This is a genomic window from Daejeonella rubra, from assembly GCF_900103545.1.
In the GTDB taxonomy this organism is placed as follows: domain Bacteria; phylum Bacteroidota; class Bacteroidia; order Sphingobacteriales; family Sphingobacteriaceae; genus Daejeonella; species Daejeonella rubra.
Window position 1 is genome coordinate 192,905 of record NZ_FNHH01000004.1, and the last position, 14,011, is coordinate 206,915.

A 14,011-nucleotide genomic window follows, 5' to 3' on the forward strand; every position below is an offset into this window, starting at 1 on the left:
GCTTTTTTATGATTAATTATCCCTGAATATAGATATGCTTTCCATTTACCTCTTGAGCAATCGTTCAAATCGAATATGCCAATTTGAATTGCAGTAGCATTAAAAACAAAATGAATTCTTTGGGATAGTCATTCAACAAAATAGCCCGGCGATTTGCCAGGCTATCTCAAATTAATTTATAAAGATTCAGGTTTATGCATATGTATTTAACATCACAGGCATAACCAGCATCAGAACATCTTCCGCATCATCATGAGTTTGCGGCATTAATAATCCGGCACGGTTAGGGCTGCTCATTTCTAGCAGGACTTCCTCTCCGCTGAGGTTATTTAACATCTCGATCAGGAACTTAGCGTTGAATCCAATTTCCATATCTTCACCTTCATATTGACATGAAAGGCGTTCATGCGCTTCATTTGCAAAATCAATATCTTCAGAAGATATATTCAATTCGCTACCGGTAATTTTCAAACGCACCTGATGGGTGGTCTTATTAGCAAATATCACTACACGTCGCAGGCAATTCAGGAATAATGCCCTGTCGATGATCAGTTTATTAGGATTATTAGTTGGAATTACAGCTTCATAATCCGGATAGCGCTCATCAATCAATCTACAGATCAAATTGATATTACCGAACCTGAAGAAAGCACTTGTATTATTATATTCAACCGCTACACTCACGTCATCAGATGGAAGTGATGCTTTCAATAAGGTCAAGGCCTTTTTCGGCAAAATGAATGTTGCCGGAGCATCAGACTTCGTATCCAAACGACGATATCTTACAAGCTTATGCGCATCAGTTGCAACAAATGTTATGTGCTGCGGACTTAACTGGCAATAAACACCTGTCATAGCAGGACGCAATTCATCGCCACTCACTGCAAACAAGGTTTTATTAATTGCTTCTGCCAAAACTGAAGCCGGCATTGCAACAGATGAAGGGTTTTCTACTACAGGGATCTTTGGGAAATCTTCTCCATTTTCTCCGCTAAGTTTATATTTTCCATCACCCGCATTTATCTCAATAGCAAATGTTTTATCATCTACAGAAAAAGAGATCGGCTGATCAGGCAATGTTTTCAATGTTTCGAGAAGAATTTTAGATGGAATGGCCACCTTTCCATCTTCCTTTGATTCAACAGCCAGAGAGGTTGTCATACTGGTCTGCAGATCAGTAGCAGAAACAGTGAGCACTCCAGCCTTGATCTCAAACAAGAAGTTTTCAAGAATTGGCAATACCGTGCTGCTACTCGAAGCACCGTTAACAGCCTGAAGCTGCTTTAATAATGTAGAAGTTGAAACTATAAATCTCATATTCAAATATCTGAAAAACAATAATAGTAAAGCTTTTTGGTAGTTCCTAATCAGCCAATATCCACCCTTATTAATTTAAGATCTGCGGATTTTTAAAGATCAAAAATATACAATTTAACGTGTATACTTTCTAATACGGTAGTAATGTTGAAAAATACCACATACTATCAACAATATTATTGGCAAAGCTATATTTATCAGCTGCCAAAATGTTTTTTCCTGCCTGATTTTTGCCCGATCAAGCAATCTTAACTTTATCTCCTTATTACGAAGACCTATAATTCCTGAATCATCGCTAAGGTAATCCACAGCATTCAGCAGTAAACTTTTATTGGCATATTGCTGTTGGGAATAACGATCAAACCCCAAAGGATAAGGAGACCCGTCAGTTGTATTTATCTGATTCTTGAAAATATCCCCATCTGCAAGAACGATCATTTTGCCTGTCTTACTTATTTCAGGAATAGTAACCTTTTCGGCAATCCCCTGTGGGACTGGTCTGTTCCTAAAGTTTGAAGGGAAATTTCCCTCCAATAGCACTCCTGCAGGCATTGGCGTACCCTGAAACAATTTCGGATCTGGTTCCTGTTCAACCATTTGCAGAGATAGCATAGTAGGAACTTCCAGCTTATGGCTATAGGGCGAAGAAGATAAGATCACCTCCGAACGAACATTTTTTACTGCGATCAGGTCTATTGTTCCCGGGAACTCGGATCTGATCCCATCGAGGTTTTTAACCAGAGGATGTGTGGAAACAGGAACAAAAACAGGATAAAATAACCATGGCAAAAGCTGAATTTGCGACTGTCCGCCAACATCCCCAACATTCAATGGAATTTGGGCTGCATTCATATCAGCAATGAGATCATAGTTAAGGCGAACGCCATATTTAAAAAGTATATCATCAAGATCCAGCTTTTTAGGAAATGCCAGCTGCTCCCCGGCACCGCGCAAACTATCGAGCTCCGCATTTACCTGATCAATAGACCAGATCAGGCTTCCTCCATTCATCACAAAATAATCGATCTTATACTTATCTGCTTCAGAAAAGGGCTTTTCAGGCTTTGCAATGATCAGAACCTTTAACCGGTCAAGCCCTTCAAATGGAATAGTTCCCAGGTTAACCCGCCCTACCTCGTAAGAATCACCCAAAGATTTAATAGCATCACTGAGCTGCAGGTCATTCAGCTCTCCATGTCCTTCAGTAAAACCAATCCGAACAGATCCACCGGTGGTCACTTTTTTTATAGCACTGGCAAAGGCATATTCCAGATTCTGAATTGAATTATTCAATACTTCTTCAGGACTGATACCTGCCCTGTTCTGTAAAAGTTTAACGGGAATCTGAAGTCCTTTATAAGTGATAAGAGCTGCAGGAAAAATTAATTTCTGCGACATGCCATCTTCAGTTTTCACGCTCAGATTAGTAGGTTCAATACCCAAATCGATCAGTCGCTGATAGGCTTCTTCCTGCGATTTTTGATCTCCTGTAAGCGGATTCACAAAATCAAACTCCAGCTTGCCGCCTGCATAAGAATCAAAATCCCGCAAAAGGTCATCGGTAGAGTTTCTCAATCGCTTAAACCCTGCCGGAAAATCTCCTTCAAGGTAAACCGTTATCTGCACCTGATCCTGCAGATCAGCCAGAATACTTTTCGTGATCGGCGAAAGTGTGTATCGCTTCTCTGCTGTAAAGTCAAAGCGGGTAAAAAATATGGATGCCACAAAATTAAGCAGGATGATACCTGCAAGAAAAATAGCCAGTCTGGTCAAATCATTCTTCCTGCGATTTACCATTTTATGCCTCCCAGTATTGTTTTGGTTAACATTAAAAAGAGCGCAGTGAAACTCAGAAAATAGATCAGATCACGGGTATCAAGAACACCTCTGCTAATTGATTGATAATGCTGATTAATACCCAATCCGGTTAAAAAGCCGGCAATTCCCTGCAAAGAGATGATTGAGCTGATCGAGTCGAACCCACTAAATGTAAAGAAACAAAGGAACACGGCAACTGTAAATGCGATGATCTGATTTTTGCCTAATGATGAAGTAAACAGGCCGATTGAAGTAAATGCTGAACCCAGCAAAATCAAACCAATATAAGAGCCAATTACAGCACCTGTATCTATATTTCCCCTGGTTATTCCTAACTGATAAACGCTGAAATAATAGATCAGTGTTGGAAGAAGCGTAAGTATAACAATTGCTAAAGAAGCAAGGAATTTACCTAAAACAATATCCCAGTCGCTGAGCGGTCGGGTAGCAAGCAATTCAAATGTTCCATCCTTCTTCTCCTCAGCCAGAGAGCGCATAGTTATTGCAGGAATAAGGAAAATAAACAGATAGGGAGCGATGTTAAAAAAGCTATCCAAACCGGCATAACCGTAATCCAGAATACTGGAATCCGGGAAAACCCAAAGGAATAGACCTGTGACCAGCAGAAAAGCAGCCATAGTCATGTAGGCTACCAGGGAGGTAAAAAAGCCACTTATTTCTTTATAAAGGATACTGATCACTTACCTTATTTTGATTTTTAATTCAGGAGACAATTTTAACTAAATAAATTCAGCTTAATGAACATGTGAACCGGTTAGTTCTATAAAGATGTTCTCAAGACTTTTGTTATTGTGCTTCAATCTGAGATCACTTAATGTATCGTCAGCGACAATCTTACCCTTGTTTATGATGATCACCTGTTCACAGATTGCCTCTACCTCCTGCATGATGTGTGTTGAAAGTATGACTGTTTTTGTTTTTGCCAAATCCCTGATCAGGGTTCTGATGGCAATTACCTGATTCGGATCAAGTCCGGAGGTAGGTTCATCCAGTATCAGAACCTTTGGATCAGCAAAGATCGCCTGCGCAAGTCCTGCCCTCTGGCGATACCCTTTTGATAAGGCTCCAAGCTTCTTGTTCTGTTCATCCCCCAGACCGCAAAGTTCGATCACCTCATTGATCCGTTTTTCAGGTTGATCAATTTTGTGAATAGCACCGATAAAACCGAGAGCTTCCCTAACATACATTTCCAGATAAAGCGGGTTATGTTCAGGAAGGTAACCGATATGACGGCGGACTTCCATTGAATCCGTACTCACATCAAAGCCACAAACACGGGCAGTTCCTGATGTTTGAGGAATAAAGCAGGTCAAAATCTTCATAGTAGTAGATTTTCCGGCGCCATTGGGACCTAGAAAACCAAGAACGCTGCCAGGAAGAGCCTGAAATGAAATCCCGTTTATTGCTTTTTGCTCTCCGTAAGTTTTACTGAGGTTCTCTACCACGATACTCATGGCTCAAAGTTAATATTTAGAACAATTAGAATGAGGAAATTAGAAAATTAGAAAATGAGGAAATTAGAGAATGAGGAAATGATTTATAATCAGACAGAACTCCATTCAAATTTGAATAAAGATCTATCAAAACTTACCACTTATGACTTACTACCTATAATTTATAACTTATTACTTACAACTTACCACTTATTACTTTATAACTAAACAGGGAAAAATTAATTTCCAATACTATCTTTGCAATGTTATGAGCAAAAACAACGACGAACTTTTTAAGAATGTAGTTTCTCACACCAAGGAATATGGTTTTGTATTCCCTTCAAGTGAAATATATGATGGTTTAAGTGCAGTATATGATTACGGGCAGCTTGGATCTGAATTAAAGAATAATATCAAGACCTACTGGTGGAAAAGTATGGTGCAGCTGAACGAGAACATTGTAGGTATCGATTCAGCCATATTTATGCATCCAAAGATCTGGAAAGCAAGCGGCCATGTCGACGGATTTGCTGATCCGATGATCGACAACAAGGATTCCAAAAAACGTTACCGTGCAGACAACCTGATCGAAGATAAGATAGCGCGATATATTAAGGATGGCAAATCAGAAAAGGCTGATCAATTACAGACCGATATGGATGCTGCATTAGCTGCTGATGATCTACCTAAATTGAAAGAGCTGATCGAACTGCATGAAATTGCATGTCCGGTTTCAGGAACAAGAAACTGGACAGACGTCAGGCAGTTCAACCTGATGTTCTCTACACAAATGGGTGCAATGGCCGAAGGATCTGATGAGGTGTATCTCCGTCCGGAAACTGCACAGGGTATATTTGTTAACTTCCTGAATGTTCAGAAATCAGGAAGAATGCGTATCCCATTTGGAATAGCACAGATAGGTAAAGCCTTCCGTAACGAGGTTATAGCCAGGCAGTTTATCATGCGTATGCGCGAGTTTGAACAGATGGAGATGCAATTCTTTGTCAAGCCCGGTACAGAAATGGAATGGTATGCACATTGGAAGGAATCAAGACTTAAATGGCATCTTGCGGTAGGTACTCCTGCAGAGAAATATCGTTTTCACGACCATGTAAAGCTGGCACATTATGCAAATGCCGCTGTAGATATAGAATTTGAATTCCCATTTGGATTTAAAGAGGTTGAAGGAATTCATAGCCGTACAGATTTTGATCTGAGTCAGCATGAGAAATTCTCAGGTAAAAAACTTCAGTATTTCGATACGGTTGAAAACAAGAATTATGTCCCATATGTCATTGAAACTTCAATAGGTTTAGACAGAATGTTTCTTCTGACTCTTTGTAATGCATACGAAGAACAAGATCTGAGCACCGAAGAAAAGCAAGATTCAAGAACCGTATTACACCTGCATCCATGCCTGGCTCCTGTTAAGGCTGCGGTATTCCCTCTGACCAAAAAAGATGGATTACCTGAAAAGGCACGTGAGATCATGGATCTTCTCAAACTGGATTTCAATTTACAGTATGATGAAAAAGATTCTATCGGAAAAAGATACCGCAGACAGGATGCAATAGGAACACCTGTTTGTATAACCGCTGATCATCAGACACTTGAGGATAATACCGTCACAATCAGACATAGAGATAGTATGGAGCAGGAACGTGTGAATGCTGCCGATCTTGATACGATATTGGGTAAACTGGTGAGCTGGAAGAATTTATTGTCCTGATCCTGACTTTCGTCAGGATGACATTGACTTTCGTCCTGACCTTCGTCAGGATGACTTAATCAGTTTTCGTTGGAAAGTTGCTGACTTTCACCAGGAGGACAATGATTTTCACCAGGAGGACAATGTTAACTTGAGACGGAAGGGTTCATTACGATTTTAACTAAGAAAGACCTGCTGAGATGCATCAGCAGGTCTTTTTACTAAATAATATAATCTATTCAGGTTTTGATTTAATCCTAAATACCTCATTGTCAGGTATAAGCTTTCGACTTTGTTGTGACACATGCTATTTTAGAAGTATGTATCTTTGTAAAAATAAAAAAAGCAGTTTATCGCTTTTAAAACGAATTATTTAAAGCAATAATTTACCTGGTAACTCGTTAATTAGGCACATACATCTAATAAGTATTTATGAAGAAACTATCTATCTGGTCAATCACAGTCCTACTATTAGCCACAACTATCCCTGCAATTGGCTGGGTTTCAACAAACAATTCTCAGTTAGAATTTTTTGACACACCTAAAGAAGTCAATGTTATCCCAGCAGCTAACAACGCCACAGTAAATGCAGAACTTTTCACTCAGTACATGTCTTCAGTCTATGTTCAGGCAAAGCTTGCCGAAAACGGATTGGATGAAACAGTCTTTAAAAAAGCGCTGATCGGTTATTATAACCTCAAAAAAACACAATTACTATCAGCAGAAAAAGCCATTATTACAATAATCGATTTCAGCAAAAAAAGCAGTCAGAAACGACTTTGGATCGTTGATCTAAAGGAAAACAAACTCTTGTTCAATACCCTTGTGGCCCATGGGCAGGGAAGCGGACTTGATCTGGCAACAAATTTCTCAAATAAGCCCAATTCACATCAGAGCAGCCTTGGATTTTATGTTACCAGTGAAACCTATTTTGGCAAACACGGACTTTCTATGAAGCTTGAAGGCATGGATAAGGGTTTCAATACCAATGCCAGAGATCGTGCAGTAGTTATTCATGGTGCCGAATATGTAAGCCAGTCGTTTGTTAATCAAACAGGCCGCTTAGGCAGAAGCCATGGTTGTCCAGCTCTTCCTGTAGAGTTAACGAAAACAATAATCAACACGATTAAAGGGCAAACCTGCTTATTTATTAATGGACCTGCGGCTGACTATACATCAAATTATTTAGACCAGGATCTTGCCATTTCAAATTTCATTTCATCGGCAGGTACGGTACAGGCTAGTATTTAGCATTTCAAATTACTATTGAAAAGAGAGGTTTGATAATTCAAATCTCTCTTTTGCTTTTATATCTTTGCCCTTAATGATTCAAAAACTGGAAAACTTCCTGATCAAGAACCCGGGCCAGGTATTCTTTGTGCTGATCATTTTATCAATCCCTCCTTTTTTAATCAATCTAGGACTTCTGCCACTGTTTGCTGATGAACCTACACGAGCAAATGTGGCCCTTGAAATGATCATCAGCAAGAACTTTTCAGTCCCTACCATTGGGGCAGAATATTATTATAACAAGCCACCTCTTTACAACTGGATCCTGGCAGGTTTTTATCTGTTAAGCGGTAACTATTCAGAATTTACCACACGCCTGCCAGCAATCATCCCCATGTTTTTATATGCGATAAGCATATATCTGTCAGTCAATTATTTTCTGAAAGACAAACGAATTGCAGCACTTAGCGGGCTCCTCTTTCTGGTCAATGGCCGTATGCTGATCTATGACTCAATGCTAGGGCATATTGATATTTTCTATTCCTGGCTTACTTTCAGCTCCTTTATGCTGATCTTTTACTTCCTTCAGCGAAAAAACTGGTTCCTGCTATTCCTGATTTCCTATGTGATTACAGCAATTACTTTCCTGTCAAAAGGACTTCCATCCATCGTATTTCAGGGCTTTACACTGATCGCTGTACTGGCATACACTAAAAATTTAAAAAAATTATTCAGCTGGCAGCATATTGTCAGCGGATTGGTCTGTTTACTGATCATTAGCGCCTATTTTTATAATTATTATCAGTTTAACCCCAATCTTGAGGGCTATTTCAGCACCATCTGGGATCAGAGCAGTAAAAGAACTGCTACAGAATTTGGACTGTACCAAAGTTTAATTCACATCATCCAGTTCCCGTTTGAACATGCTGGACACCTATTCCCGGCAAGTCTGCTACTTTTATTTTGCATCCATAAGGATTTCATATCCGGAATTAAACAGAATCCTTTCCTGACCTTTATTTCTGTTGTTTTCTTAGCAAATATCTGGGTGTACTGGCTATCTCCAATAACAAGGCCGAGGTACCTGATGATGCTGTATCCCCTCCTTTTCATTCTGTGGAGCCATGCCTACTATACTTACCGTGACCGGCTTCCGGTCATGAATAAAATATTCAACCAAATCCTGCTTATTCTTGCTATAGGAGTTAGTATATGTATACCCGCCGCACTCTTTTTTGATCTGCAGAGCATTGTTAGCTATCTGAATATCAAGATTATTTTTCTGCTGTTTGTCAGCCTTGTGATCACTTTTCTGATCTGGAAACTCAAATCAAGTAAACTAATAGCCTTTATTACACTTCTGCTGCTTGTCAGATTGGCATTCAGCTGGTTTATACTTCCGCATAGGCTAGAAAACATGGATGATAACTATTTCCGCTCAGCTGCCGTAGAAATGGGTACTATTACACGGGAAGAACCACTTTATTTTTATCAATATCATCCCTCAGAGGCCGATATTCCTTTTCATGATAAAATGATATTTTATCTGCAAAAAACACGGATGAAACAGGTGAAATTTACCGAGGACGATGCTAAGCCAGGTTATTATTTTACCTTTGACAGGGATTTAAAAAACCCGGATGCGATATTGGTTAAAACGTATCAAAACCTCAAACTGTTCCATATCAAATGAGAGAACTTTCTGTTGTGATAACCGTTCTGAATGAACGAGACAATATTATCCCGCTTATCGGAGCCATACATGATGCTCTGAAAGATATTGATTATGAAGTGATCTTTGTGGATGATGGTTCTGATGATGGTACCCAGAAACAAATTCGCGAACAGGCTAACGACCGCATTACGCTGGTAGAACTACGAAAAAATTACGGACAAAGTACTGCTATGACTGCAGGTATTGACCATGCCACAGGCACCTATATTGCACTGATCGACGGTGATCTTCAAAACGACCCATCCGATATCCCTTTCATGCTGCAAAAGATGAAAGATGAAGACTGGGATGTGGTAGCCGGAAACCGGGCAAATCGCCAGGATGGAATGTTCTTGAGAAAGATTCCTTCAAAAATAGCCAATGCCATAATCAGAAGAATGACAGGCGTTTACATCAAGGATTACGGTTGTACCCTAAAAGTTTTTAAACGTGAGATCGCAGAAGATCTTGGCATTTATGGCGAGTTGCATCGCTTTATCCCGGTACTTGCAAAACTTCAGGGAGCCAGTATCACCCAGGTTGATGTAAAACACCATGCACGGATTCATGGAAGCTCTAAATATGGACTAAACCGGACATTCAAAGTAATGGCCGATCTGATCACCATGGTTTTTTTCAGGAAATATATCCAGAAACCAATGCATCTGTTTGGAACCATGGGTTTCATTTCACTCGGATTAGGTATATTGATCAATACCTATTTACTTATCCTTAAATTAATGGGACAAGATATCTGGGGTAAGCCGATCCTGATCTTAGGCCTTATTTTCCTTTTGGGAGGCATACAATTGATCACTTTTGGAATTTTAGCAGAAATAAATGTCCGCACCTATTTTGAAGGAACTAACAGAAAAACATACCAGGTAAGAAGAATTTTTAATGGAAAAAAAGAAGATCTGGAACATCGTTAAACTCCTGTTAAAAATTTCAATTACAGGATTATCCTTATATCTGGTTTCAAAAAAGGTCGAGTTTAATGATCTTAAAGATGCGTTTAGTAAGTCTAATCCCCTGTTTCTGTTTTTCGCCTTTATAGCTTTTGTGATTTCACAGATCATTTCATCTTCCCGATTGAATACCTTTTTCAAAGGCATGGGATTGAAGATATCGGAGGTCTTTAATTTCAAGATCTACCTGCTTGGAATGTTCTATAATCTATTTTTACCAGGAGGTATAGGAGGCGATGGCTATAAGATATTTTTACTGCGCAAAAAGTTCGAGATAAAAGGACGCAGATTATTCCAGGCCATCTTTTTTGACCGTCTGAGTGGATTATGGGCCTTGGGACTGATCATTTCGGCACTTGTTATCTTTATACCACATCTAGGAATTCCTAACTGGATTCCGGTTTTAGTGGTAACACTTGGTACTGTAGCCTATTATGCGGTAATGAGGAAATTTTTTAAAGATTACAGTCATAATTTTATTATAACGCATACCAAAGCATTACTGGTTCAATCGATGCAGGTTGTTTCGGTAATACTGTTGTTATTTGCCCTAAACTTTGATGGCAAATTCTCTCCTTACCTGTTCATGTTCCTGGTATCATCTCTGGTTGCGATATTCCCATTCACTGTTGGCGGTTTAGGCGCAAGGGAGCTTGTTTTTGTTTACGGAGCGCAATATTTCGAAATGGATCAGCATCTGGCTGTGATCATCAGCCTTCTATTCTACTGTATATCAGCCCTTTTGTCATTCAGCGGCATTTACTTTGTTTTTCATCCCAGAGAGATCGGTGTCAATAAAATTGAGCTGAAGCAGGATATTGAGATTGAGAAGTGAGATCTGAGAAGTGAGATGGGAGATATGAGATGGGAGAAATGAGAAGAGGGGGTAACTTGAATGTAGCTGACTCATAAGCCAAAGCTCATTTTGCATCTGCCAAATACCAGGAAATTATTTGTGGGTACATCGTAGCCATAAATTCCATTCAAAAAAATATCAGGCTTGATTATAAAAAATTAAAACATACTTAACATTGAATGTTTAATTTTAATTGATTGTTGGACTCTTTTCCAATTCAGAACTTACATCACATTGAATAGCGCGATATTATTTGGGATATATCTTATTTATTAAAAACAAAAGCAATGAAGTCTGTAATCACATCGATTTTTGAATTTATGTCAAAACCTAACAGATCATTAACCATGATCCAATCAAACAGGCAGAATTATGCCTATTCAATTGCTTTCCTTTCTCTGATCTCCTTATCCGGCTGCGGCATAAACAATAAGGAATGGAATCTGAATACTTTATTTGAAAAGTCAAAAGACAAGTTTAAAAGTAATTCAGTAGTTGGTGCACAGGAGGATAATACCCGGATTGTTGCTACTTCCCAAATAATCGATCCTGCAGGAGAGACTATAAGCTTTCCCGGCAGACCGGTAGATTTAGCCCTGAATAATTCAGGAACCATTTTAGCTGTCAAAAACAATACATCCATTGTATTTATGAGCGCTGATAAGCACAATGTAATACAAACACTGAAATTACCGACAGGAGGCCATAGCTTTACCGGTATTACCTGGAGTTCTGACGATCAAAAAGTCTGGACTACAGATAGCAAAGGATATTTGCGTTCAGCAAAATCAACAAATGGAGCTTATAATTGGGATGATGCCATTTTACTTCCTGGTCCGAATACAAGTGATAAAGCTGGTTCCTATCCGGGCGGCTTGACAATAGATGATCAGAGCGGCTATGCTTATGTAGCCTTAAGCCGCAATAATACCCTTGGTATCGTTAACCTTAAGACCAAACAGCTTGAATTTCAGATCCCGGTTGGAATCGCACCATACACCGTACTGGTACACAACAGCAAAGCCTATGTTTCAAATTGGGGTGGCCGCCAGCCGCTCTCGGGTGATAAAACGGGTCCTTCAGGTGGTTCAAATGTTGTAGTCGACCCTAAAACAGGTATTGCATCATCAGGGACAGTATCTGTCATTGATCTGAAAAGTAATAAAGTTATCAAAGAGATCGATGTTCATTTGCATCCCAGCGGGATGATCTTCTCTCCGGATAAGACGCAGATCTATCTGGCTAATGCAAATAGCGATCTGATATCTGTGATCGATACCAGAACAAATGCTGTTTTAAAAGATTTGAGTTCAAAACCAATGGCTGAGCTACCCTTTGGAAGCGCACCAAACTCGGTTACGGTAAGTCCTGATGGAAAAACACTATTTGTAGCTAATGGAGGAAATAATCACATCGCAGTAATAGACATTACCAGCGGCAAGGTTAAGGGACTTATCCCCACCGGATGGTATCCGGGAGCAGTTATATTATCCAGTGATGGAAATAAACTGTTTGTTGCCAATACCAAGGGAGATGGCAGCCCTCAAACCGGGCTGCGTGAAAATGGCATTAACTCGCATGATCATTCAGGTTCAGTTTCATTTATTTCAGTTCCCAACTCTGAAAACTTAAGGGAATATACGATCAGGGCAGCTACAACCATGCGTTTGCCAAAGATCACTCAGTCTTTGAGGCTTGAGCGTGTAAATGAACGGATTGTTCCAGTACCAACCCGTCCCGGAGAAAAGTCAGTATTCAAACATGTATTGTACATCATTAAAGAAAACCGAACTTACGATCAGCTATTCGGAGATCTTCCCCAAGGTAAAGGAGATAGTTCATTAACTCATTTTGGAAGAAAGGTTACTCCTAACCATCATGCCCTGGCAGAGAATTTTGTACTTCTGGATAATACTTATTGTAATGGGGTATTGAGCGCTGACGGGCATCAGTGGACCAATGAAGGATACGTTACAGATTATATTGAAAAAAGCTTTGGCGGCTTTGTACGCAGTTATCCTTACGAGGGTGATGATGCCTTAGCATTCGCTTCTTCCGGTTTTATATGGGATAAAGTTTTAGATGCCGGACTAACTTTTCGAAATTATGGGGAATTCGTATCGGCAAAAGTTGAGCCCGCCAATGCCAGCTGGACTCAGATATATAATGACTATAAGAACGGGACCAGGAATGTAAAGATCAAGGCAACCAGTAAATTGCATACCCTGGAGCCCTACTTGTGCCCTACCTTCGTTGGTTTTCCAAGCTCCATACCAGATGTATACCGTGCCGGTGAGTTTCTCAAAGAATTCAGGGAGTATGAAAAAACGAACTCCTTACCCAATTTTATGATCATGCTTTTGCCTAATGACCATACAACAGGAACGAGAGAAGGTTATCCAACTCCCAGAGCTCAGGTTGCAGACAATGATCTGGCGTTAGGTCAAATCGTAGAAGCGGTCAGTAATAGTAAATTCTGGAAGGAAACCGCTATTTTCGTCATTGAGGATGATCCTCAGGCTGGTCTGGATCATGTAGATGGACGCCGTACAGTAGCACTTTGTATTAGTCCTTACACCAAAAGAGGAGAAGTTATAAGTACCCATTACAACCAAAACAGTATTCTGCGTACCATAGAACTGATTCTGGGTCTATCACCAATGAGCCAGTTCGATATGATCGCAAATCCCATGACCGATTGCTTCACTAGTAAACCTAACTTCAGTCCATATAAAGCTTTGCCAAACCAGATTCCACTGGATGAAATGAATCCTAAACTGTCAGCCTTATCAGGAAAGAAGAAATTTTGGGCAAAGAAATCGATGGAAATGGAGTTAAGTGAGCTTGATCAGGCTAATGAAGATACTTTAAACCTTATTTTATGGTATTCTGTTAAAGGATATAATACACCATACCCTAAACTTGCAAGAAAATAATTTTCTTTAA

At 39.7% G+C, this 14,011-nt stretch carries 10 protein-coding genes; 6 read left to right on the forward strand and 4 right to left on the reverse strand.

Annotated elements, in window-relative coordinates; translation table 11 throughout:
* Window positions 1-192 precede the first annotated feature (192 nt).
* The 4 genes from dnaN to BLR27_RS04665 form a co-directional block, all read right to left on the reverse strand.
* Window positions 193-1,317: a DNA polymerase III subunit beta gene (dnaN, locus tag BLR27_RS04650; protein WP_090700951.1), complete on the reverse strand. Its 1,125-nt coding sequence runs from the start codon at window positions 1,315-1,317 to the stop codon at window positions 193-195.
* A 114-nt stretch (window positions 1,318-1,431) separates the two neighbouring features.
* On the reverse strand, window positions 1,432-3,114 hold the full coding sequence (gene gldG / locus BLR27_RS04655; protein ID WP_090700956.1) for a gliding motility-associated ABC transporter substrate-binding protein GldG: 1,683 nt from the start codon (window positions 3,112-3,114) through the stop codon (window positions 1,432-1,434).
* Window positions 3,108-3,836 carry a gliding motility-associated ABC transporter permease subunit GldF gene (gene gldF / locus BLR27_RS04660; protein ID WP_090700960.1) on the reverse strand — a complete coding sequence of 243 codons (729 nt, stop codon included), beginning with the start codon at window positions 3,834-3,836 and terminating at the stop codon, window positions 3,108-3,110. Before gldF ends, gldG begins: the two co-directional genes overlap by 7 nt.
* Window positions 3,837-3,890: 54 nt before the next feature.
* On the reverse strand, window positions 3,891-4,610 hold the full coding sequence (locus tag BLR27_RS04665; RefSeq protein ID WP_090700964.1) for an ATP-binding cassette domain-containing protein: 720 nt from the start codon (window positions 4,608-4,610) through the stop codon (window positions 3,891-3,893).
* Between the two features lie 247 nt (window positions 4,611-4,857).
* Here BLR27_RS04665 and BLR27_RS04670 point away from each other — a divergent pair, with 247 nt between their 5' ends.
* The 6 genes from BLR27_RS04670 to BLR27_RS04695 all read left to right on the forward strand — a co-directional run bounded on the left by BLR27_RS04670 (window position 4,858) and on the right by BLR27_RS04695 (window position 14,001).
* Window positions 4,858-6,318, forward strand: coding sequence for a glycine--tRNA ligase (locus tag BLR27_RS04670; protein ID WP_090700968.1), 1,461 nt, complete (start codon window positions 4,858-4,860; stop codon window positions 6,316-6,318).
* Between the two features lie 411 nt (window positions 6,319-6,729).
* Window positions 6,730-7,548, forward strand: coding sequence for a murein L,D-transpeptidase catalytic domain family protein (locus BLR27_RS04675; RefSeq protein ID WP_090700971.1), 819 nt, complete (start codon window positions 6,730-6,732; stop codon window positions 7,546-7,548).
* Window positions 7,549-7,621: 73 nt separating this feature from the next.
* The gene (locus BLR27_RS04680) at window positions 7,622-9,220 is read left to right on the forward strand and encodes an ArnT family glycosyltransferase (protein ID WP_090700976.1); all 1,599 of its coding nucleotides are present in this window, start codon (window positions 7,622-7,624) and stop codon (window positions 9,218-9,220) included.
* Window positions 9,217-10,173 (forward strand): glycosyltransferase family 2 protein, encoded by a 957-nt coding sequence (locus BLR27_RS04685; protein ID WP_090700980.1) that lies wholly within the window; start codon window positions 9,217-9,219, stop codon window positions 10,171-10,173. The genes BLR27_RS04680 and BLR27_RS04685 overlap by 4 nt, the downstream gene beginning before the upstream one ends.
* Window positions 10,142-11,044 carry a lysylphosphatidylglycerol synthase transmembrane domain-containing protein gene (locus BLR27_RS04690; RefSeq protein WP_090700984.1) on the forward strand — a complete coding sequence of 301 codons (903 nt, stop codon included), beginning with the start codon at window positions 10,142-10,144 and terminating at the stop codon, window positions 11,042-11,044. Before BLR27_RS04685 ends, BLR27_RS04690 begins: the two co-directional genes overlap by 32 nt.
* Window positions 11,045-11,352: 308 nt before the next feature.
* A complete protein-coding gene (locus BLR27_RS04695; protein ID WP_090700988.1) occupies window positions 11,353-14,001 on the forward strand; it encodes a bifunctional YncE family protein/alkaline phosphatase family protein in 2,649 nt (882 codons plus the stop codon).
* The last annotated feature ends 10 nt before the right edge of the window (window positions 14,002-14,011 follow it).